This is a genomic window from Hymenobacter telluris, from assembly GCF_017313265.1.
Taxonomy (GTDB): domain Bacteria; phylum Bacteroidota; class Bacteroidia; order Cytophagales; family Hymenobacteraceae; genus Hymenobacter; species Hymenobacter telluris.
Map to the genome: position 1 here is coordinate 152405 of NZ_JAFLQZ010000010.1, position 21642 is coordinate 174046.

Consider the following 21642-nt stretch of genomic DNA (forward strand, 5'->3'; position numbering starts at 1 on the left):
CCGCACATATCGTGCGGCCTTTTTTGCAAGAGGCTGGTGTAGCTTACAGCGTGCCTTTCTCAGCAGCTTTCTTCATTTTTTCGTTGGCATAGATGGCAATTTCCACGCGACGGTTAGCCTGCTTGCCAGCTTCGGTAGTGTTATCAGCAATGGGCTGCTTAGAGCCGTAGCCTTGCGTAGTGATGCGGGCAGCATCTACGCCTTGCTGGATGGTGTAGTTAGCAACCGACTGGGCCCGGCGCTGCGACAACGGGTCGTTGATAGCATCGGAGCCGCTAGCGTCGGTGTGGCCTTCAATCAGCACGTTGGTGTCGGGGTACTTCTTAAGCACTTCGGCCATTTTCTGGATTTCCGACTGCGAAGCGGCCCGCAGGTCGCTCTTGTTGGTGTCGAAGAGGATGCCCGAGTCGAAGGTGATTTTGATACCCTCGCCTACGCGCTCCACTTTGGCGTTCTGCATGTCGCGCTGTAGCTCTTCGGCCTGCTTGTCCATTTTGCGGCCAATTACAGCCCCGGTACCGCCGCCCACGGCAGCCCCAATGATAGCGCCAGCAGCCGTACCCGACTTACCACCGATTACGCGGCCTAGCACACCACCTACTACGGCTCCACCACCAGCGCCCAGCAGGCCACCCTTAGCGGTTTTGCTCATGCCCGTTTTGCGGGGGCCGGTACCATTGGTGTCAGGCGCATCCGGAATGTTGGGGTTGCGGGTGTTTGAGGAAGCGCACGAGCCAAGTAGCAACGTCAGCGCCATGAAAAACGAAAGAAGAGAATTAGGAGCTTTCATCGAAGTGAAGTTGGTGGAATAGATGAGGTTTTGAAGAGAGTGATGGACGTGCTTACTGCAATTGGCGGAAAAATGTTTGCTCGATGTGTCAGACAAATTATTTCTGATGGCGTTTCCGTTGGCTAAGTTTCCGGCTAGTACCACAAACGTAAAAACCCCGCCCAGTGCATTCTACTGCATACTGAGCGGGGTTCTCAAGAAGCGTGCCGACTTTTAAACTGGCTGTATTGATTTGGCGCCTGCTTTTGGTTTTGCAGCCGTCGGGCCAAGCATGGTGAGCAGGTCAGTGAGGCGGGTCTTCAGCTCTTTGCGGTCCACAATGAAATCGAGGAAGCCGTGTTCCAGTACGAACTCAGCGCTTTGGAAGCCCTTGGGCAAATCCTTGCCAATAGTTTCTTTGATTACCCGCGGCCCCGCAAACCCGATGAGCGCACCGGGCTCGGCAATGTTGAAGTCGCCGAGCATGGCAAAGGAAGCTGTAACGCCCCCGGTGGTGGGGTCGGTGAGCAGTGAAATGTAGGGCAGGCCGGCTTCGGAAAGCAGAGCCAGCTTGGCCGAGGTTTTGGCCATCTGCATCAGCGAGAAACCAGCCTCCATCATACGGGCGCCTCCGGAACGCGAAATCATCAGGAACGGCAGCCGATTCTGGCGGGCATAGTCGATGGCGCGCGCTATTTTCTCGCCTACCACCGAGCCCATCGAGCCCCCGATAAAGCGGAAATCCATGGCGGCTACTACCAGCCCTAGACCGTTGAGTTGGCCGTGGCCAGTCCGGACGGCATCGGTGAGGCCCGTGTTTTTCTCGGTGGCCGTTAGGCGTTGCGGATACGCTTTGGTATCCACGAAATGCAGCGGGTCGGCGGAGTGCATATCGGCATCCAACTCCGTGAACTTGCCTTCGTCAAACAGCAGGTCGAAGTAGTCGGCTGCGTCAATCCGGTCGTGGTGGTTGCAGTTGCCACAGGTGTAGAGCAGGCGCTTATGCTCGGCCATGGTAGCCACGGTTTTACACTCCGGGCACTTATACCACAGCCCATCGGGCGTCTCTTTTTTCTGCTCCGTTGGCGTAACAATGCCTTTCTCTACGCGCTTAAACCAAGACATCTTTTCAATTATGAATTAAAAATTATGAATCAGAAATTGTGAAAGGCCGCCAATTCACTGAGCTGCCAGTTGCCAGGCAATTACCTACGGCAACATGCAGATCCAGAAATTCTTGATTTCAATTCGCAACTCTTAATTACTCGAAGCGGGCTCAAATATAGGTTGAAATCGGTTGGTTACGGGTGCCAGGTTGCAATAGCAGGCAGCTGCTGAGTACCTTGCCACAAAGATGCTGCGTGGTGTACGCTGCTTTCTGCTCTCTGATTTTCCCCATGCCCTTTTCCGTGAAAAATATTCCATCCCGCTTGCTGGCTTTCACCCTAACGGCTGCTACGTTGCTGCCGGGCTGCGTGCCATCCAAAAAGTACGAAGATCTGAAGGCCCGGCAGGCCTCCACTGAACAGGGCAAAGCTGAGGCCGAGCGCCAGCAGCGCAAAGCGGTGGCTGAGTTGCAAAAAGCCACCGATGAACTCAACGAGATGCGCCTCAATAACAAGCGCCTCACCGACGACTCCACGCAAACCGGTAATGCCCTACGCCGCACTCGCCAGCTCTACACACAGCTCACCGACAGCTACGACAAGCTGCTAAAAAACAGTGACCGAGAACTAGCCAATAAGTCGTCGGACTACAATAAGGTGGCGCAAGACCTCGCCCGCCGCGAAGCCGAGCTAGGCGAGTTGGATACCTCACTGAAGAAAAACCGGGCCGCCATCGACAAGCTCAACGCCGACCTGAAAACCCGTGAAGCCCGCTTAGCGGAACTGGAAAAGGCCCTAGCCGAGAAAGATAAAGCCGTGAACGACCTGCGGGCCAGCGTGGCCAACGCCTTGCGCGGCTTCCAGGGCACCGATTTGCAGGTGAAAATGAAGGACGGCAAAGTATACGTGTCGCTGTCGGAGCAACTGTTGTTTAAAACCGGCTCTACCAAAGTGGACCCTAAAGGCCAGCAAGCTCTCAAGCAGTTGGCCGCCGTATTGGAAACCCAGCCCGACGTGAACGTGGTAGTAGAAGGCCACACCGATAACGTGCCATTCAGCCGCCCTACTGGTGGCATGCAAGACAACTGGGACCTGAGCGTATTACGAGCCACCGAAATTGCACGGCTGCTCACCACCGGCGGCATCCAGCCGGAGCGCGTAACGGCTTCGGGCCGCTCGCAATACGTACCGGTAGCCGCCAACGACACGCCTACCAACAAGGCCATGAACCGCCGCACCGAAATCATCCTTACGCCCAAGCTCAACGAGCTATTTAAAATTCTGGATTCAAGCTCGGCAGCTGGTCCCACTCCTAAATAGAGTAGAGTGCTCCAGCTTTACATGGCAGGACAACACAAGCGAGGCCGGTTGAACCCTTACAGAATAAGAGTTCAACCGGCCTCGGTTATTAGTTAGCCTGTCAATCAGCCAGTTGGTTCTGGCAGCTGGTATAGCAGTAACTTGGTCTTGAAGCGCTATTGCTTACTGAGCGTAGCTCATTACCGATTGTCCTAAGTAGCGCTCCAAGGCTGCAATTGTAGCTACTGGCGCGTTTAAATGAGGGTAATGGCCTTCCGTATCGAGAATGGTTAGCGTGCTTCCGGCCATGTTTTCGTGCAAATACTGACCTACAGCCGGTGACGCTATGGAATCATCGGCGCACTGCACAATTAAAGCGGGCACTCGGAGTTGTGCTAGTGCAGCCCGATAATCAGACAGGAAAGTGGCCTTGGCAAACTGCCGGGCAACGGCAGGATCTACAGAAGTGAAACTGGCGAGCAGGTCATCCAGTAATTCTGGGCGCATATCCCCTCCTACCAGCGTCGGTACCACCGTATTCGACCAGCTTAGGTAGTCGCGGTCAAGAAAACCGAGTAGTTCTTCTAGGTCGTCGGGGTCGAAGCCGCCGGCATAGGCTCCGTCGTTGAGGTAGCATGGCGAAGCGGCCAGCAACACGAGCCGGTCGAATAACTCCGGCTCCTGGATGGCCGCCAGCACCCCAATCATGCCGCTTACTGAGTGCCCTACGTACACTACCTTGGGTAGGTCTAGGGCTCGGAGCAGCGCCAGCAAATCGGTTACGTAACCGTCCAGGGTTTGGTAGCGAGTGAAGTCATAAGCGGTTTTATCGGACTGGCCGGCTCCTACCAAGTCGAAAAGCACAACCTGGTTTTGGGCCGCAAATGCCGGCGCAACGTAACGCCACGTTTGCTGGTTGGTGCCAAATCCGTGGGCAAATACAATGGGCCGCTCTCCTGCTCCGTAGGTGGAAACATGATGCCGTTCGAGTATATCCATGATAAAAACAATTTTCTTATTGAATCATTATATAAATCTTGTACTTTCATTAGGAATATACTAGCTGCCTAGGCATAGCTCCAAATATTCAGCTTTACTACTGAATTATCGGCACCACTTGGCCTGCGTAATGTGGCTGTTTCTGCCAGGTGAGTTTCTAAAGCGGGAACAGGGGCTTTAAAATTGAATTGGCACCTGGTTGAGCTCATAAAGCTCGTTCCAAGTAATAACCCGAATTTGCTTTCCGTGCTTGGCTATTACAAATCCAGGTGCTCCTCCAATCATATCCCGCGACTCATCCGGCAGCTTATCCGGATGATGGTAGCGGTAGTCAAAATACCAGTACCCTCCATATTCGGTGGGTGAGTTTAACATCCGGAGCTTGTCGAGGGCAAGGGGATGATTCTGATCTTCTTGTGCCAGATATATTTGAGCTAGCTGTATAGCTTCTTCTCTACTCATAAGCACTGCATATTATATGGTTATACCCATCCAAATACGAAAGCCTATTTGCATTGGATTGAACAACAATCAAATTTATTGCAGTATTTTTTTTGCACTTAACTTATCAAAAACTATCCATCAATGTTGTTAAGCTGTATTTTTTATTAAAATATATATAATTATTATACTAACAATCAATTACTTACAATAAAAAAGAGCACCGCGTTAGTCTATGAACATATATAAAAATATCAAGTGCAGCAGAGCTTATTAACAACCAATTAATTGAACAAAAAAAAGAACATGCTCAACACTTAATGCGCACACCTATTGAACCTATTCTAGAAGTGCCCCTGGCTATGAAGTTAAGCACAAGCACTGAATATACCTTTCAGCCCTGTTGCTTGGCGGCCGTTATTTCACGTAAAAGACCGTGATTACCCCAGCCGCGCCAACAGTTCCTCCACCTGCCGTTCCAACCTAGTGACCCGCTCCTCCATAGTGGACGGTGGGCGCAGGTGCGTGGTGAAAACAGCTTTTACCTCCCATATTTCCAGCGCCTGATCCAGCGCAAACTCCTCGGAGCCGTAGTCGGGGTTATCGGCGCGCAGCTTGAGCGTGTTGTCGGGCCGCCGCTCCGACAGGCGCCGGACCAGCAGGCGGCTCTGGGTAACAAACGCGTAGATGCGGTGCACCCGCAGGTTGGGCGCTGCCAAATCGATACGGGCGCAAAGCACCACATCCTGGTGGCGCAGGCCTTGTTGCTGGTGTTGCATTTCGGCCCCTACTATCTCGAAGGCGCGGGTGGCCGGGCCAAGCTGGTGCGGAAATGTGAGGGCCGGCAGGGTATCGAGAAAAGTGGCTTTGTGGTGCTGCACAATGTATTCCAGCAGCCGGTCGGCGGGCACAAAGGGGGTTACGGCATGCAGCTGGTCGGCTTGCGCAACGGCGGATACGGCGGGCTTCTCAGTGGAGGCATCCTGCTTGAATATATCGAAATGATACAGCTCATTTACCGTTAGTTCTTTCGTTAGTAGCAAGTCTACGGATAAGCCAAAATGTTGAGCAATGTGAATAAGCGTCTCCATTTTTGGCTCCGACCGGCCTTCTTCGTACGCTCCTACGCTGGGCCGCGCCAAACCAAAAAGTTCGGCAAATGCCGCCTGGCTTAACTTTTTTACCGTTCTAATCTTGCGAATGTTCTTTCCAACGTAAGACATCAGGCGAAATATTTTTTTCGCTCAAACTTTGAGCGTGTCTAAAACTTTGAGTATCCTTGTGTCGTAAAGCTACTACATTACCAGCATAACCTACTTGAGCCGCTAGTTTTTTGAGCTATGAGCACAACCGCCCGATTCTGTAGGACGTTGCTCTTAACTTATAGTTCGCTCTTCATTACCCGTTTCAGCTGGCACTTCCTTACCTTATTCTATGGCTAACCACTACTTCATTAAAATCCAGGGCTTCCTGCTGGAGCTGGGCTTCGACATCCGGCATACCGATGCCGATACTAACTTACTGGTAGTCAGCAAGCCGGAGTTGGGCATCGAGCATCTGGTGCTGGGTTGTGGCGAGCCGCTCCTGATTCTGGAGCAATACCTGCTCGACCTGCCTGCGCCCAACTGCGACGTGTACCAGCGGCTGCTCCAGAAAAACCGCGACATCATTCACGGCGCTTTCGTGCTGGATGAGTCGGGCCGCAAGGTGATTTTCCGGGATACGCTTCAGCTGGAACACCTCGACCGGCCGGAGCTGGAAGCGGTGTTCAATTCACTGGCGCTGTTGCTAAGCGAGTTCAGCGACGAGTTGATTGCCTTTTCTAAACCAGGACCCGCGGCCTTGAAGGCTTAGCATTTGATTGATAGTTGATATTATCCGAGAAAACCAAGCTCCCAAGACCCTAAGCCCCCGTACCCATGAATCTATTCAATCGTATCTTCAAAATCGGGCAGGCCGAAGCCCACTCAGCTGTTAATCAGCTCGAAGACCCTATCAAAATGACCGAACAAGGCCTGCGCGACTTACGCCAGGACTTGGATAAGGCCTTGCACGCGCTGGCCGAAGTGAAGGCGCTGGCCATTCGGGCCCGCAACGAAGTGGAAACCGAGCGAAACCGCGCCCTCGACTACGAAAACAAAGCCGTGTTGCTGCTCCAGAAAGCCCACCGCCAGGAAATAGCTGCGCCGGAAGCCGACCGCCTGGCCACCGAAGCTTTGCTCAAGAAAACCCAGCACGAAGCCCAAGCCACCCGCGCCAGCCAGGACCAGGCAAAGTTTGAAGCTTCGGCCCAGCAACTCGACCAGAACGTGCAGCAGCTCAAAAGCACCATCAGCCAGTGGGACAACGAGCTGAAAACGTTGAAGGCCCGCGTGACGGTGAGCACCGCCACCAAAACCATCAACCAGCAGCTGGCTCAGCTTGACTCGTCGGGTACGGTGGCGCTGCTGGAGCGCATGAAGGATAAGGTAGCTACTGAGGAAGCATTGGCCGAATCGTACGGGCAGATTGCCAACGAAAACAAAACCATCGACCAGGAAATTGATAAGGCGCTGGGTACCAGCGGCAACGGCCAGGCCTCGGCTGATTTGCAGGCGCTGAAGGCTAAGTTGGGCTACGAATAGCTGGGCATGCCTGATGAATAATGCCATGAATCTGCCGGAAAAGCTGATGCGCATCGGCTCCTTACTCCTGGTACTGTGCAGTTTAGGGTTGCGCCTGTCGCACAGTATCAGCGCATCCGATGGCCAAACCCTGCTGACGTTTGGCTTGCTGCTGGGCTTGCTTTCCTACAGCAGCTACTCCCGGCGGCTGCGGCGCCACAACCAGGAGTTGCAGGAGCTACTGGAACAGGGGCAAAAGCAACCCGTCCCGCGCGAATACCCCAAGCTATAATTACTTGATTACTACCACTCTGCATTCTATCTTCCTGTTACTTTCCTTGGTAAAAGCGGCTTTTCCTTCCCGTTATGACTGAGCTGCTACACGCGGCCGTTTCGCCGCCCAACCTACTGCCTACTACGCTGCTGGTATTTGTGCTGCTGTACTGGCTGACCGTAATTATCGGGCTGCTGGACTTCAAAACGCTGGACCTGCACACGCACCACGACTTCGACCTTCCCCACGCCACCCACGTAGCCCCCGACAGTTCGGGCATGGGCGTCAGCTGGCTGAACAACGCGCTGGCGTTTTTCAACCTGGGCCGCGTGCCCCTGATGGTGTTTCTGAGCTTTGTGGCCCTGCCGCTGTGGGTGGGCAGCATCCTGCTGAACTATTACCTCGGCAACACCTCTCTCCTAGTAGGTTTGCTGCTGCTGCTGCCACTGTTTATTGGGAGTTTGCTATTGGCCAAGGTGCTGACGCTGCCCTTTGTGCACCTGTTTGCCGCCTTGGAGCGCAACCACGACAGCGGCGCGCAACCCTTAGGCAAAGTGTGCACGGTGCTGCTGCCCACCACCCACGACCGGCTCGGGCAAGCCAGCGTCCGGTTGCTCAATGGGGCGCCACTGGTGCTCAACGTCAGGGCGGCCTCGGCCACAACGGAGCTGCGCAAGGGCGAGTCGGCGCTGGTGATTGATTACGATACCACCCGGCGCTGCTACCTAATCGAGCCCTACGAAACCACTTAGCCCGCAACTTACCTAAATTGCATTAAACTATGAATCAGACCTACAAATCCAAGATCAGCTGGTGGCTTTTCGGGTCGGTTTTCGGGCTGTTGCTGGGTTTTTTGGTGGTGGGTATCTGGCAGTCGGCTTGGCTGGCAGTGGCAATACTAGGCGCAGTCGAACTGTTTCTGTTGCGGCTATTCACCAACACGTATTACCGCCTCACCCCCGACATGCTCTACATTGTGTGTGGCTGGCCGCAACAGCCCATTCCGGTGGCTAGCATCAAGCGGGTAGCTCCCAGCAACAGCCCGGCCAGTTCGCCAGCTCTTTCTTTCGACCGGTTGGAAATCAGCTACAATAAGTACGATTCGGTGCTGATTTCTCCAGCCGACAAAGCTGGTTTCCTGGTTGCCTTGCAGCAGCTTAATCCAGCTATTCAAATTTCTCTACCATAGACCGTCAAAATATCATATTTCTTAGGCAATTTGCCGGTTTACAACTTCATTTCTTCTCTCTTTCTGACTCTACTCTTACTCCTTACTTCCATGTTAGAACAACTTTCCCTGGCGGTGATTGTCATCGTCGCGCTGCTACTGCTGGGCCTGCTCGCCATTGTAGTGAAAATGTACCAGAAGGCTGTGCAGGGCGAAGCGCTGGTGCGCACCGGCCTCGGCGACACCAAGGTGTCGTTTTCGGGCATCTTTGTGATTCCGGTGCTGCACAAGCTGGAAGTGATGGACATCACGCTGAAGAACATGGTAATTGCGCGGGCCGGCTCCGAAGGCTTGGTGTGCAAAGACAACCTGCGGGCCGACGTGAAAGTGAACTTCTTTGTGCGCGTCAACAAAACCCACGACGACGTGGTGCAGGTGGCCCAGAGCATCGGTTGCCGCCGCGCCTCCGATCCTACGGCGCTGGAAAACCTCTTTGATGCCAAGTTCTCGGAAGCGCTGAAAACCGTAGGCAAGCAGTTCGACTTTATCGAGCTGTATAACTCGCGCGAGCAATTCAAGCAGGAAATCCTGCGCATCATCGGCACCGACCTTAACGGCTACGTGCTCGACGACTGCGCCATCGACTACCTGGAGCAAACCCCGCTCACCTCGCTCAACCAGGATAATATTCTGGACGCCGAGGGTATCAAGAAGATTGTGGCCCTGACCTCGGAGCAGAAAATTCAAGCCAACTCCATTGCCCGCGAGATGCAGAAAACCATCAAGAAGCAGGACGTGGAAGCGCAGGAAACCATTTTGCAGCTCGATAAGCAGCTTATTGAGAACCAGGAAAAGCAGAAGCGTGAAATAGCCAACATCAAGGCCCGCGAGCAGGCCGAAACCGACAAAGTGCAGCAAGAGGAAAAGCTGAAATCGGAAAAAGCCCGCATTGCCACCGAGGAAGAAGTGGGCATTGCCCAGCAAAACCGCGACCGGCAGGTGCTGGTAGCCGAGCGCAACAAGCAGCGCACCGACGCCGTGGAAACCGAGCGGGTAGCCCAGGCCAAGGCGCTGGAAGCCAACGAGCGGGAGCGGATTGTAGCCCTGGCTCAAATTGAAAAGGAAAAGGCGCTGGAAGAAGAGAAAAAGAACATCCAGACCATCATCCGCGAAAGAATTGTGGTGGAAAAAGCCACGGTACAAGAGGAAGAGAAAATTAAGGACACCCGCGCCCAGGCCCAGGCCGACCGCGAAAAGCTGGTAGCCATTACCGCCGCCAAGCAGCAAGCCGAAGCCGCCACAGTAGCTTTGGTCGGCACCGCCGACATGGAACGCCAGGCCGCCGAGTTCCGCGCCAAGCAGGCTCTGATTGATGCTGAAGCTGAAAAAGCCTCGGCCGAATTCCGAGGCCAGGCCATCCGCACCTTGGCCGAAGCCGAAGCCAGCAAAGCCACTGCCGTAGGACTAGCCGAAGCCCAGGTGATGCAGGCCAAAGCCACCGCCCGCCAGAAGGAAGGCGAAACCCAGGCCACCGTGCTCCAACTTACCGCTACCGCCGAAGCCCAGGCCATCCAGGCCAAAGCCGGCGCCCAGGCCGAAGCCGACGAGAAGTTGGGCCTGGTAGCTGCCAAAATCAACCGTGAGAAAGGCCTCGCCGACGCCGATATCATTCAGGCCAAAGCCGACGCCGACCAGAAGAAAGGCTTGGCCGAAGCCGCCGTATCGGAGCAGAAATTTGCGGTGGAAGCCAAGGGCATCGAAGCCAAGGCCGACGCCATGAAGAAGCTCGACGGCGTGGGCAAAGACCACGAGGAGTTCAAGCTGCGCCTCGACAAAGACAAGTCGGTAGAGCTGGCTCAAATCAATATCCAGAAAGACATTGCCGCCTCCCAGGCCGAGGTTATTGGCGAGGCCCTTAAAGCCGCCAAAATCGACATTGTGGGTGGGGAAACCATGTTCTTCGACCAGATTATCGGCTCGATTACGAAGGGCAAGATGGTGGACCGCGCCGTGCACAACTCGGAAGTGCTCGGCACCGTGAAAGACGCCTTCTTCTCCGTGGACGGCGGGGGCGACTTCAAAACCAACCTCCGCCGCTTCGTGGACCAGTTCGGCCTCAGCAGTGAGGACATGAAAAACCTCAGCGTTTCGGCCCTGCTGCTGAAGATGATGAACCAGGCCGGCGACGACGCCACCCGCGCTACGATTACCCAGCTGGCTAGCACCGCCACCGCCCTGGGCATTAGTGATAAGCCGGCCCGGATGCTGGAGCTGAAGTAACAACTACCTAGCTATAAACTAGAGCTAAAATCCAGCTCCCCTCCTCAGATGAGGAGGGGTTGGGGGTGGTTGACCAACCGTTGAACGATTAACTAGCTCTAGCTTTTCAACCACCTCTAGCCCCTCCTAATCCAATGAGGGGAACTAGCCTCTAACTTCTATAGCTATGCCCGATACAAATCACATTCATAACCTAGGCTATCAAAAAGCTACTCGTCGCACACTCCGTAGCAACCTCACTCCTGCCGAAGCCCTGCTCTGGAAAGCCCTCCAGCGCAGCCAGCTAGTCGGTCGCAAATTCCGCCGCCAGCACGGCATCGGACCGTACATAGTGGACTTCTATTGCCCTAGCGAAAAGCTGGTGGTCGAGTTGGATGGGGCCGGGCATTTCACGGCTAGCGGCGAGGCGCAGGATGCAGAGCGGGATGCTTACTTAGGCAGCTTAGGCCTGAAAGTGCTGCGTTTTGAGAATAAGCTAGTTGTGCAACATGTCGAAAGTGTATTGGCGGCTATTGAGGCCGCTTTTCAACGTATCGTTCTACCCTCATCAACCACCCCTAGCCCCTCCTCATCTGAGAAGGGGAACTAGTTTCTAGTCTTAGCTCTAGCTAATGTTCGGGCTACTCTTATGGAACAAACTACCCAACTCGAAACCGGCACCTACGAAATCCTGCGCAACCGCCTGCTCAAAAGCAGCACCGACCTGCGCCAGCGCCTCGATGCGCTGAACACGGAACGCAAGCAGGTGTTTGGGGCCGTGGATACCCGTCTGATTGGCACCGGCCGCATTACCACCGAAAACAACTGCCTGGCCTGGGACATGGTGCCGGTGGGCCAGCGCTTTATCTTCGGGTATAACGTGGTGCTGGGGCTGAAGGCGGAGCCGGACCTGGCCGACGTATTTGGCGTGTATGAGTACGCCGAGCACGACTTCCGGCCGCTGGGCCTGGAATTGCTGCAGAACCCGCAATTTCTGGAGGAGTTTCGCAACCTGTACCGTTACTACAAGAACACCCAGTTTGTGAAATTCGCCGTTATTGGCGTACACCTGTTCATGGTGTTTCGGGTGGGCCGCAGCGCCTCGGATGTGAAGACGTTTAAGTGGCTTATCCAGGGCGACACGCTGAGCTACCTCGACAACCGGTCCGACCACGAGTACACTTTCCCGCCCCAGCACGAGTTTCAGTGGAAGCGCGCTACCCGCGACATGCAGCGCGGCGGCAAGCACCCCCACATCAGCATCGAGGACAAGGTGTTCGTGGAAACGATAGGCGGCGACCTGACCATCAAAGTAGAGGACAACACCAGCACCGGGCAGGGTATTCTGAGTGAGCCGGTCGACGACAAGGATCAGACCCTCGACGACTCGGAAATCTACTTTGCGGTGGTGGGCAACCTGATTCTGCTCAAGATCCGGCCCTACCAGGAGCAGCAGTACCGCTACTTCATCTTCAACCACAAGCTCAAAACCGCCCAGCGCCTCGATGCCCTGGCCGATGCCTGCGTGCTGCTGCCCGACGGGCAGGGCCTGATTTTCCCGCACGGCTTCTACCTGCAAACCGGCGACAACAAGCTGTTCGACAATGGGCTGCGGGAGATGCTGTTTGAGAAGCGCGTCGTGTCGCCGAACGGGGAGGACTTCCTGTACGTGTTCTACAACAAGGACCAGGGCACCTACCTGCTGCTGAGCTACAACCGTATTGCCCAGCGCGTCGACAACCCCATTGTATGCCACGGCTACGCGCTATTTGAGAATGGGGAGCTGTGCTACTTCCGGGCCGACGATGAGCCCAAGAAGCACCACGCCGTGCAGATCTGGCAGACGCCCTACACCGCCCCAGATTTTGAGTTGCCCGTCACCTCCGATTCCTACCTCTACAAGCTGGGCAACAAGGAGATTGTGCGAGCCATGAGCGAGGTGCAGGAGGTCCTGACGCTGACCAGCAAGGACGACTCCTACGCCGGCCTCTACCTCGACCTGATTCGCCAGACCACCGCCCTCACCGACGCCTACCACTGGCTGCGCGAGCCCGCCGCCCAGGCCCTGGCCGAGCCGCTGGGCGAAATCCGGCAGACGGCCACCGCCGCCGTGGAGGAGTTTGAGAAGGTGCGGAGCATCCGCAAGAATACCGCCCAGCAAACGGCCGCCGTGTTCCAGAAAGCCGACGAGCTAACGGGTCGCATCCGCCGCTCAGCGCCCGATTCCGTCACGGAATTTGTGCAGCTGCTGGGCGATCTGCGCGGGGTGCGCGGCGAGGTTATTTCGCTCAAGGAGCTGCGCTACGTGGAGTTGCCGGCCGTGGAGAAGCACGCCGCTGATTTGGAAGCCCTAAGCAAGGAAGTAGCCCTGCAAACCGTGGACTTCCTGCTCAAGCCCGATGCCCTGGCCCCCTATTCCCAGCGCGTGCAGGCTATTGCCGACGGCGTGGAGCAGGTCCAAAAGACCATCGAAGCCGATCAGCGCGAGCAGGAAACCACTGCCGTAGCCCAGGAGCTGGAGCTGCTGATTGAGGTAGTCAGCAACCTGCCCATCCCCGACCCCACCCAGACCACGGCCATTATCGACAACATCTCGACGGTGTACGCGCGCTTCAACCAGATTCGGGCGGCGCTGAAGCGGCGGCGGCAGGCGTTGGCCGGCACCGAGGCCCAGGCCGAGTTTACCGCCCAGCTCAAGCTGCTGGAGCAGGCCCTCACCAACTACCTCGACCTGGCCGATACGCCCGCCAAGTGCGACGAGTACCAAACCAAGCTCATGGTGCAGCTGGAAGAACTGGAAGGCAAGTTTCCCGACTTCGACCAGTTTATCGAGCAGCTCACCACCCGCCGCGAACAGGTAGTCGAAGCCTTCGAGTCGAAGAAAACGGCCCTGGTGGCGGCCCGCAACCAGCGTGCCACGGCCCTGCTGCAAAGCGCCGAGCGGCTGCTGAAAGCGGTGCAGAGCCGCCTCACCCGCCTGGAATCGGTGGCGGATATCAACGGGTACTTTGCCGCCGATGTGATGGTGGAGAAGGTGCGCCAGACCGCCCAGGAGCTGCTAGGCCTCGGCGACTCGGTGAAGTCGGATGACGTGCAAAGCCGGCTGAAAACCTTGCGCGAAGACGCCGTGCGCCAGCTCCGCGACCGGGCGGACCTGTTTGCTGACGGCGGCCAGACCCTCAAGTTCGGCCCCCACGCCTTCACGGTGAATACCCAGCCGCTGGAGCTGACCGTGGTGCTGCGCGACGGTGACCTGCACTACCACCTCACCGGCACCAACTTTTTCCAGAAGATAACCGACCCCGCCTTGCTGGCCTCCAAGCCCGTGTGGGAACAAACCGTGGTGTCGGAAAACCAGGACGTATACCGGGCCGAGTTTCTGGCCTGGCGCATTCTGCAGGCGGCCCAGCACCCCACGCCCGCCAACCCCGAAACCGGCCGCACCGCGGTGCTGTCGGTAACGGAGCTAGGCCACCTCAGCGCCGCCGAGCTACTGGCCTACGTGCAGCAGTTTATGGCCGCGCGCTACCAGGAAGGCTACCTCAAAGGCGTGCACGACCACGACGCCGCCCTGCTGCTCACGGCCCTGGTGCGCCTCACCCGCACCGCCGACTTGCTCCGCTACCCGGCAGACACCCGCGCCGCTGCGGCCCTCTACTGGCTGCGCTTCGCCGACCCCGACCAGCGCGCCCACTGGGAGCGGCAGCTGCAAGGCATCGGGGTGCTGCTCCAGGTGTTCCCCGATTCGCAGGAGTTCGATGCGCTCAAAACCGAGCTGCAAGGCGCCATAGAAACCTTCGTCCAGCAGACCGGCCTCTTCACCCTAGGCCAGGTAGCGGAAGCCGGCGACTACCTCTTCCACGAGCTGACCCACACCGGTACCTTCATTATTGCCGCCGAAGCCGCCGAGCTGTACCAGCAGTTCCAGAAGCAGCTGCAGGAGCGTCAGGCCACGGAACTGTTCCAGCAGTCCATAGCCCAGCTCCGCGACCAGCCGGTAGCGCAGTTTCAGCTGGTGCGGCAGTGGGTGCAGGCGGCGAACCTCACCCCCCCAGCCCCCCTCTCCTCGGGGAGAGGAGGGAGACGGTCGTCAGCAAACGGCGCTGGTTCAACACAAACCCAACTACAAAACTCGACCAACGATAATCGTCAGGCTCCCCCTCTCCCCGAGGAGAGGGGGCCGGGGGGTGAGGTTGCCGTCCTCCTGCTTACCCAATCCTACGACCCGGCCCGCGTCGTGCACACCCCTACCCTCGAAACGCTCGAAAACCTCCAGGGCAGCCACCCGCGCATCCTCGAAAACCGCAGCTACCACCTCAACTTCCCCGACTTCCGCCGCCGGCTGCTGCACTACGACCGCGCCACGGTGGCGCAGTTCGAGCAGTTTCAGGAGGTGAAGAAGCAGCTGCTGGTGCGGGCCGCCCAGGATATGCGCCTGGAAGATTTCCGCCCGCGGGTGCTGACCTCGTTTGTGCGCAATCAGCTGATTGATAAAGTGTATCTGCCGCTGATTGGGGCAAACCTAGCCAAGCAGATCGGGACGGCGGGCGAGGGCAAGCGCACCGACCTCATGGGCCTGCTCCTGCTCATCTCGCCGCCCGGCTACGGCAAAACCACGCTCATGGAGTACGTCGCCAACCGGCTAGGCCTCATCTTTATGAAGATCAACGGGCCAGCCATTGGGCACGCCGTGACCAGCGTAGACCCCGCCCAGGCCCCCAACGCCGGGGCGCGGCAGGAGCTGGAGAAGCTGAACCTAGCCTTCGAGATGGGCGACAACGTGATGATTTACGTGGACGACATCCAGCACTGCAACCCCGAGTTTCTGCAGAAGTTCATTTCCCTCTGCGACGCCCAGCGCAAGATTGAGGGCGTGTACGAGGGCCGCGCCCGCACCTACGACTTCCGCGGCCGCAAGGTGGCGGTGGTGATGGCCGGCAACCCCTACACCGAAAGCGGCGACGTGTTTCAGCTGCCCGACATGCTGGCCAACCGCGCCGACATCTACAACCTGGGCGACATTCTCACGGCCGGCTCCGAAGACGCCTTCCGCCTCTCCTACCTCGAAAACGCCCTCACCAGCAACGCCGCCCTGGGCCGCCTCGCCACCCAAAGCCCCCAGGACGTGCCCGCCCTCATCCGCTTGGCCGAAACCGGGCAGCAGGACGGCCTCAGCTTCGAGGGCAACCACACGCCCGAGGAGCTAGACGAGTACGTGGCCGTGCTGCAAAAGCTGCTGCGCCTGCGCGACGTGGTGGCCCGCGTAAATACCGCCTACATTGCCAGCGCCGCCCAGGCCGATGCCTACCGCACCGAGCCGCCGTTCAAGCTGCAGGGCTCCTACCGCAACATGAACAAGCTGGCCGAGAAAGTGCGCCCCGTGATGAACGACCAGGAAATAACCGACCTGCTGGCCGCCCACTACGAAAGCGAAGCCCAAACCCTGACCAGCGCCACCGAAGCCAACCTGCTCAAGCTGCGCGAGCTACTGGGCTGGCTCACCCCCGCCGAGGAAGCCCGCTGGCAGGAAATAAAAGCCACCTTCCGCGACAACCTCCGCAACTCCGGCGCCGGCCAGCTCCTACAGATGCTCGACAAGCTGGAAAGCATTGCTGGAGGCTTGAGCGGGATTCGGGAGGCGTTGAAACGAGAGTAGTATATGTTCGGACTAAATGATGCCGACAAGGAGTTCATTACACTAGTAATTACAGGCTTAGGTCTTTTGATTATTGCTCTATTCAAGCTTCAGCAAAGAGCTAGGCTATATCGAACTGGTATTGCCACCGAAGGCGTGGTTATCAGGCTAGAGCAGGAAGGCTACCGAAGGCCTACTTATTATCCGGTAGTCCGCTTCCTGACGCCAGAGCAGGAATGCATAACAGCCCGCTATGATGTAGGCACTAATCCGGCTAGCTTCGCGGAAGGTGACTCTGTTCAATTGCGGTTCGACCCAGCCGACCCCACTTGCTTTATTATTACATCCGAAAATTCTGGTCTGTTCCTTTGGCTGTTTTTCCTGGTCGGCATAGGCCTCATTACCTATGGAATTATGAAGTATTATAGTTCATAAATAATCCTAGCTCCCTTTAACAACCTCCGCCACGCCATCCCCACCTAGATCCTGTAGTGCTGTATAGGCTGGAAAATATTGCCGACGGCTTGAGCGGGAGTAACTCCCTACAAAAGAACGTCATGCTGAGCTTGCCGAAGCATCTCGCGTGCTGAGGTTGAGTTAGTACTCCTACGTCAGCACGCGAGATGCTTCGGCAAGCTCAGCATGACGTTCAATTATCAACTCATTAATTATTACCCTATGTACGTCTATATCCTTATCAATCCGGCGCATACCGTACTCTACATCGGCATTGCTAACGATTTGCAACGACGCCTGTACGAGCATAGCAATGGTCTGGGTGATGCAGGCAAATTCACAGGCCTCTATCAAACCAATCTACTGATCTATTTCGAATTATGCTCTGCCCCCATACAAGCTATAGCCCGCGAAAAGCAGCTAAAAGGTTGGACCCGAGCAAAAAAAGAAGCACTGATAGCTGTCTTCAATCCTACTTGGACTACTATCGACCCCGCTACTTGGTCAGACGACTTGTAATAGCTACCAACCATCTGAAGGAAGACTTCCAATAACCTCCGCTACCGGCCAGCCTCCATGGGATGCTCAACCAAGCGTCACCTTTGCCGGCCACGCCCTTGCCATTGGCCCCAACCACCCTACCTTGCTCATCTGGCCAAAACCCTCTTCCTAAATGGGCAAGCAATACCCCGCCATCAGCTCCGACATTCAAGGGTTTATCGAGCAGCAGCACATCTTCTTCGTGGGCACGGCTGCCGCGGATGGGCGCGTCAATATCTCGCCCAAGGGCCAGGATACCCTGCGCGTGCTCGACGCCAACCGCGTGGCCTGGCTGAACCTGACCGGCAGCGGCAACGAAACCGCCGCCCACCTGCTGGAGGTAAACCGCATTACGCTGATGTGGTGCGCCTTCGAGGGCAAGCCCAATATCCTGCGCCTCTACGGCACCGCCACCGTGTACCACCCGCGCGACCCGGAATGGGCCGAGTTGCTGCCACTATTTCCTTCTCTGCCCGGCTCCCGGCAGGTAGTGGTGGTTGACGTGGATTTGGTGCAAACTTCCTGCGGTATGGCCGTGCCATTCTTCGAGTACCGGGCCGAGCGCGACGAGCTAAACGACTACATGGCACAGCGCGGCCCCGAGCAGGTGGAGCAGTACTGGCACACCCGCAACGCTCAAAGTATTGATGGTAAGCCCACCGGTATCTAAGCTAGGCCGCACCGATACATAGCCCCCCTACCCCTGCTGTGCTATACTCCTAGGAGCTAAGCAGGAAGCGTTAAAATAGAGTAGCCTACCTAAGCCGCGTGGACAGCAATTGAGAAAAAGGAGTTTGCTGCTCATGGAACGTCATGCTTCGACAAGCTCAGCATGACATTCTTTTTATTTGCTGTCCACACAGCCTAGGTAGCTTAACAAATAAAAGTAGGTTACTTAGCGGCTGTTAGCCTCTTAGTGTCAACTATATACTGCTCCGTGATGCGCCCGTTCCTTCTTGCTTCGGCCCTAGGCCTGCTTACGCTTACGGCCACCGCCCAACGGGCTAGTATTAACCGCAAGACGGTTTTTACCGACGTCGATGGCCGGGTGCTATCCAAGGACGAATACAAAGCCAAGCTGCGCACCGGCCAATTCAAGGTGTACAATCCGCAGGCCGAAGGCAAGTCGTTCGTCTCCCTGTCCCTGCAGCCGGCCGACACGCCCGATGCGGTGCGCCTGAAGGCCCTTACCCCGCTGCGCGCCTTCAACACTGCGGCACCTAGTTTCACTGCCACCGATTTGCAGGGCCGCACGCTTACCCTGGAAACCTTGCGCGGCAAAGTGGTGGTGCTCAATTTCTGGTTTGTCAACTGTCCCTACTGCCTTGAGGAAATGCCCAACCTGAAACGCGTAGTCACTTCCTACCAGCCCCAGGACAGCGTGGTGTTCCTCTCTTTCGCGCTCGACAAGCCCGAACGGCTGAAGAAGTTTTTGGAGCAGCGCGGCGACTTTGGGTTTGCGGTTGTTCCGGAAGCCAAAAGTTTTGCGCAGCAGTTTGCCATTGCGGGCTACCCCACTACCATCGTGCTCAACAAGCAGGGCCAATACATCTACGACCAGGAGTACACCGACAATACGGTTCGGCTGGAAGAAGCCATCCGGCGGGGGCTACAACCGTAGTTTCCGCTGCACACTGGTGGCCTTGGCTGTTACGTGGCACCTGGCACCATGCTGTGCGAGAACCCGCCCAGGCTACTCTGCTCCACTATTCTGGAAATACTGCTATGCGTAGCCGCTTATGTCTTCGTTCGTGAGCGAGTTTCGCTCACGATTCCGTAGTTTATATGGCATCGAAGAAAAGGAAGCTATATTTGATTTTTACAGCTTCCTGTTATGAAATCCACTCGGCTCGAAGAATTTTACGCGAAGTTTCCGACGATGGCGGCGGCGGCTTCTAATACGGAACCGACGATAAGCAAGCCGCGCGAAGTAGGCCATTTCAATATCTTCACCATGGAGGATTTGATGCGCAGCTACCCCAACCGGCCCGCCATGTCCTTTCAGCGGCAGGATTACTACAAACTGTGCTTGATGAACGGGCGCAGCCAAACAGAATACGCCGATAAAGTGGTGGAAGTGAAGCACCAAGCCCTGTGGTTTGCCACTTCCCGAGTGCCCTACCGCTGGCTCCCCCACGACTTGAACCAGACCGGCTACTTCTGCCTCTTCACCGAGGACTTCATGCTCCCCTCTCGCAGCAGCGTGACGCTCGAAGAACTCCCTATTTTTCAGCCGGGCAGCTTTCCGATACTGGAAGTCAGCACCGAGGATTACTCGGCTATTGAGGCTATTTTCAAGAAAATGGCCCAGGAAATTACCTCCACCTACGCTTACAAGTACGACCTGCTGCGCATTTACCTTTGGGAGCTGATTCACTGGGGGCAGAAGTTGCAGCCCGTTCCGGCTGAGGCACCCGCGCACAACGCTTCGGCCCGGGTAACGGCCCTGTTTGGCGAGCTACTGGAACGACAATTCCCGCTGGCTACCTCGCAGCAACAACTGCGCCTGCGTACCGCCAAAGACTACGCCGACCAGCTGGCCGTACACGTTAACCACCTCAACCGGGTGCTGAAAGAAACCACCGGCCACACCACCACCGAGCTTATTGGCGGCCGCATGGCCCTGGAAGCCAAGCTGCTCCTCAAGCAAACCACCTGGACTGTCTCGGAAATAGCCGACAGCCTGGGCTTTGCCGACGTGGCCCACTTCTGCAACTTTTTCAAGCGCCAAACCACCCTCACCCCAGGTGATTTTCGGGGGTGAACCAGTAAGAAGACTAGCCGCTCTGTAGCTCGCCTGCATACTATAAGTGCCGCCAGTCATTACAACTAGAAGCTAGTTCCCCTCCTCAGATGAGGAGGGGTTAGGGGTGGTTGAAAAGTTAGAGCTAGAAACTAAAACTAGTTGCCGTTCAACGATTGGTCAACCACCCCTAGCCCCTCCTCATCTGAGGAGGGGAACTAGCTTCTAGTTGTAATGACTGGTCTGTTTTAAAGACCCTTACGCATTGTTTGAATTGTTCAGCAGATGGTTTGGCTGGCGCAAACGGGGTACGTCTGGCCCGAGGCACCTTTGTGGAGTTGTTTCCAACCACACCACTCAATACCCAAACACATGCGAATTTTCGTTACCGGCGCTACAGGCTTTGTGGGCTCAGCCATTGTTCAGGAACTACTGGGAGCAGGCCACCACGTGCTCGGCCTTGCCCGCTCCGAAGCAGCTGCCCAAACGCTAACCGCTGCCGGAGCCGAGGTGCACCGCGGCTCCCTCGATGACCTTGACAGCCTGCGGCGTGGTGCCGCTGCTTCCGATGGGGTTATCCACTGCGCGTTTATTCACGATTTCACGCAGTACGCCGCCGCCGCCGAAGCCGACCGCCGCGCGGTGGAGGCCGTAGGAGCTGCCCTGGCCGGTTCCGACCGTCCTTTCATTGTCACTTCGGGCTTCGCTGGCCTAACCAGACAAGGCGACTTCATGACGGAGGAAGACACTCTCGACCCTAACCTGCCCGCCATGCGCCACTCAGAAGGGGCAGCGCTGGCACTGGTACCGCAGGGCGTGCGCGCCATGGTTATGCGCCTGGCTGCCTCGGTGCACGACAAAGGTGACCACGGCTTCGTGCCCACGCTCATTGCCATTGCGCGCCAGAAAGGGGTGGCTGCCTATATCGGCGACGGTAGCAACCGCTGGCCCGCCGTGCACCGCCTTGATGCGGCCCACCTCTACCGACTGGCTCTGGAAAACGGCACGGCAGGCGCCCGCTACCACGGCGTGGCCGACGCGGGTATTCCGATGCGCGACATTGCTGCCGTAATTGGGCGCCACCTAAACGTGCCAGTGGCAAGTGTAACCCAAGAGGAAGCCCCCGCGCATTTCGGCTGGATGGCAGGCTTCGCGGGCCTCGACCTAGCCGCTTCCAGCTCTCTTACGCAGCAGCGCCTGAGCTGGCACCCCAGCCATCCTGCCCTCTTCCCCGACTTAGAGCAAGGGCACTACTTCACTGCCCACACAATATAAACAGTCTCTAAGTCAGTACATCAGCACTCGACTGCCTGGGAGTCATTAACAGTCACGCAGCCAGAGAACGGTTGC

At 56.8% G+C, this 21642-nt stretch carries 20 protein-coding genes; 15 read left to right on the forward strand and 5 right to left on the reverse strand.

Annotation, left to right across the window (positions count from 1 at the left end):
• Positions 1-43 precede the first annotated feature (43 nt).
• Both J0X19_RS15440 and accD read right to left on the reverse strand, forming a co-directional pair.
• A complete protein-coding gene (locus J0X19_RS15440) occupies positions 44-790 on the reverse strand; it encodes an OmpA family protein (protein WP_242582739.1) in 747 nt (248 codons plus the stop codon).
• Between the two features lie 213 nt (positions 791-1003).
• Positions 1004-1894, reverse strand: coding sequence for an acetyl-CoA carboxylase, carboxyltransferase subunit beta (gene accD / locus J0X19_RS15445; RefSeq protein ID WP_206985283.1), 891 nt, complete (start codon positions 1892-1894; stop codon positions 1004-1006).
• A 284-nt stretch (positions 1895-2178) separates the two neighbouring features.
• On the opposite strand from accD, the gene J0X19_RS15450 reads away from it, so the two are divergent.
• Positions 2179-3195, forward strand: a complete 1017-nt coding sequence (locus J0X19_RS15450) for an OmpA family protein (protein WP_317194782.1) — start codon at positions 2179-2181, stop codon at positions 3193-3195.
• Positions 3196-3357: 162 nt separating this feature from the next.
• Here J0X19_RS15450 and J0X19_RS15455 read toward each other — a convergent pair whose 3' ends face one another.
• From J0X19_RS15455 to J0X19_RS15465, 3 genes are all read right to left on the reverse strand, one after another.
• A complete protein-coding gene (locus J0X19_RS15455; RefSeq protein ID WP_206985284.1) occupies positions 3358-4173 on the reverse strand; it encodes an alpha/beta fold hydrolase in 816 nt (271 codons plus the stop codon).
• 177 nt (positions 4174-4350) lie between these two features.
• Entirely contained in the window at positions 4351-4635 is a 285-nt protein-coding gene (locus J0X19_RS15460) for a hypothetical protein (RefSeq protein ID WP_206985285.1), read from the reverse strand.
• Between the two features lie 419 nt (positions 4636-5054).
• Positions 5055-5837 (reverse strand): XRE family transcriptional regulator, encoded by a 783-nt coding sequence (locus J0X19_RS15465; RefSeq protein WP_206985286.1) that lies wholly within the window; start codon positions 5835-5837, stop codon positions 5055-5057.
• A gap of 211 nt (positions 5838-6048) precedes the next feature.
• On the opposite strand from J0X19_RS15465, the gene J0X19_RS15470 reads away from it, so the two are divergent.
• From J0X19_RS15470 to J0X19_RS15535, 14 genes are all read left to right on the forward strand, one after another.
• Positions 6049-6468: a CesT family type III secretion system chaperone gene (locus J0X19_RS15470; protein WP_206985287.1), complete on the forward strand. Its 420-nt coding sequence runs from the start codon at positions 6049-6051 to the stop codon at positions 6466-6468.
• A 65-nt stretch (positions 6469-6533) separates the two neighbouring features.
• Complete coding sequence (locus J0X19_RS15475) at positions 6534-7238, forward strand: PspA/IM30 family protein (RefSeq protein ID WP_206985288.1); 705 nt, start codon at positions 6534-6536, stop codon at positions 7236-7238.
• Positions 7239-7263: 25 nt separating this feature from the next.
• A complete protein-coding gene (locus J0X19_RS15480; protein WP_206985289.1) occupies positions 7264-7509 on the forward strand; it encodes a hypothetical protein in 246 nt (81 codons plus the stop codon).
• A 74-nt stretch (positions 7510-7583) separates the two neighbouring features.
• Positions 7584-8243, forward strand: a complete 660-nt coding sequence (locus J0X19_RS15485; protein ID WP_206985290.1) for a hypothetical protein — start codon at positions 7584-7586, stop codon at positions 8241-8243.
• 29 nt (positions 8244-8272) lie between these two features.
• Entirely contained in the window at positions 8273-8680 is a 408-nt protein-coding gene (locus tag J0X19_RS15490; RefSeq protein ID WP_206985291.1) for a PH domain-containing protein, read from the forward strand.
• Positions 8681-8770: 90 nt separating this feature from the next.
• On the forward strand, positions 8771-10939 hold the full coding sequence (locus J0X19_RS15495) for a flotillin family protein (protein ID WP_242582743.1): 2169 nt from the start codon (positions 8771-8773) through the stop codon (positions 10937-10939).
• Between the two features lie 166 nt (positions 10940-11105).
• On the forward strand, positions 11106-11528 hold the full coding sequence (locus J0X19_RS15500; RefSeq protein WP_206985292.1) for an endonuclease domain-containing protein: 423 nt from the start codon (positions 11106-11108) through the stop codon (positions 11526-11528).
• 39 nt (positions 11529-11567) lie between these two features.
• On the forward strand, positions 11568-16574 hold the full coding sequence (locus J0X19_RS15505; RefSeq protein WP_206985293.1) for a DNA repair ATPase: 5007 nt from the start codon (positions 11568-11570) through the stop codon (positions 16572-16574).
• Between the two features lie 3 nt (positions 16575-16577).
• A complete protein-coding gene (locus J0X19_RS15510) occupies positions 16578-16988 on the forward strand; it encodes a DUF3592 domain-containing protein (protein ID WP_206985294.1) in 411 nt (136 codons plus the stop codon).
• Between the two features lie 243 nt (positions 16989-17231).
• A complete protein-coding gene (locus J0X19_RS15515; protein ID WP_206985295.1) occupies positions 17232-17528 on the forward strand; it encodes a GIY-YIG nuclease family protein in 297 nt (98 codons plus the stop codon).
• Positions 17529-17682: 154 nt separating this feature from the next.
• On the forward strand, positions 17683-18219 hold the full coding sequence (locus J0X19_RS15520) for a pyridoxamine 5'-phosphate oxidase family protein (protein WP_206985296.1): 537 nt from the start codon (positions 17683-17685) through the stop codon (positions 18217-18219).
• A gap of 270 nt (positions 18220-18489) precedes the next feature.
• Positions 18490-19170: a TlpA family protein disulfide reductase gene (locus J0X19_RS15525; protein ID WP_206985297.1), complete on the forward strand. Its 681-nt coding sequence runs from the start codon at positions 18490-18492 to the stop codon at positions 19168-19170.
• 213 nt (positions 19171-19383) lie between these two features.
• Positions 19384-20313: a helix-turn-helix domain-containing protein gene (locus J0X19_RS15530; RefSeq protein ID WP_206985298.1), complete on the forward strand. Its 930-nt coding sequence runs from the start codon at positions 19384-19386 to the stop codon at positions 20311-20313.
• Between the two features lie 351 nt (positions 20314-20664).
• Positions 20665-21567, forward strand: coding sequence for an SDR family oxidoreductase (locus tag J0X19_RS15535; protein ID WP_206985299.1), 903 nt, complete (start codon positions 20665-20667; stop codon positions 21565-21567).
• Positions 21568-21642 lie beyond the last annotated feature (75 nt).

Coding starts and splice junctions, on each gene's coding strand:
- J0X19_RS15520 (WP_206985296.1), top strand. CDS start 17,683: ATGGGCAAGCAATACCCCGCCATCAGCTCCGACATTCAAGGGTTTATC.
- J0X19_RS15485 (WP_206985290.1), top strand. CDS start 7,584: ATGACTGAGCTGCTACACGCGGCCGTTTCGCCGCCCAACCTACTGCCT.
- J0X19_RS15535 (WP_206985299.1), top strand. CDS start 20,665: ATGCGAATTTTCGTTACCGGCGCTACAGGCTTTGTGGGCTCAGCCATT.
- J0X19_RS15510 (WP_206985294.1), top strand. CDS start 16,578: ATGTTCGGACTAAATGATGCCGACAAGGAGTTCATTACACTAGTAATT.
- J0X19_RS15460 (WP_206985285.1), bottom strand. CDS start 4,635: ATGAGTAGAGAAGAAGCTATACAGCTAGCTCAAATATATCTGGCACAA.
- J0X19_RS15490 (WP_206985291.1), top strand. CDS start 8,273: ATGAATCAGACCTACAAATCCAAGATCAGCTGGTGGCTTTTCGGGTCG.
- J0X19_RS15470 (WP_206985287.1), top strand. CDS start 6,049: ATGGCTAACCACTACTTCATTAAAATCCAGGGCTTCCTGCTGGAGCTG.
- J0X19_RS15495 (WP_242582743.1), top strand. CDS start 8,771: ATGTTAGAACAACTTTCCCTGGCGGTGATTGTCATCGTCGCGCTGCTA.
- J0X19_RS15530 (WP_206985298.1), top strand. CDS start 19,384: ATGAAATCCACTCGGCTCGAAGAATTTTACGCGAAGTTTCCGACGATG.
- J0X19_RS15440 (WP_242582739.1), bottom strand. CDS start 790: ATGAAAGCTCCTAATTCTCTTCTTTCGTTTTTCATGGCGCTGACGTTG.
- accD (WP_206985283.1), bottom strand. CDS start 1,894: ATGTCTTGGTTTAAGCGCGTAGAGAAAGGCATTGTTACGCCAACGGAG.
- J0X19_RS15505 (WP_206985293.1), top strand. CDS start 11,568: ATGGAACAAACTACCCAACTCGAAACCGGCACCTACGAAATCCTGCGC.
- J0X19_RS15515 (WP_206985295.1), top strand. CDS start 17,232: ATGTACGTCTATATCCTTATCAATCCGGCGCATACCGTACTCTACATC.
- J0X19_RS15455 (WP_206985284.1), bottom strand. CDS start 4,173: ATGGATATACTCGAACGGCATCATGTTTCCACCTACGGAGCAGGAGAG.
- J0X19_RS15480 (WP_206985289.1), top strand. CDS start 7,264: ATGAATCTGCCGGAAAAGCTGATGCGCATCGGCTCCTTACTCCTGGTA.
- J0X19_RS15465 (WP_206985286.1), bottom strand. CDS start 5,837: ATGTCTTACGTTGGAAAGAACATTCGCAAGATTAGAACGGTAAAAAAG.
- J0X19_RS15475 (WP_206985288.1), top strand. CDS start 6,534: ATGAATCTATTCAATCGTATCTTCAAAATCGGGCAGGCCGAAGCCCAC.
- J0X19_RS15500 (WP_206985292.1), top strand. CDS start 11,106: ATGCCCGATACAAATCACATTCATAACCTAGGCTATCAAAAAGCTACT.
- J0X19_RS15525 (WP_206985297.1), top strand. CDS start 18,490: ATGCGCCCGTTCCTTCTTGCTTCGGCCCTAGGCCTGCTTACGCTTACG.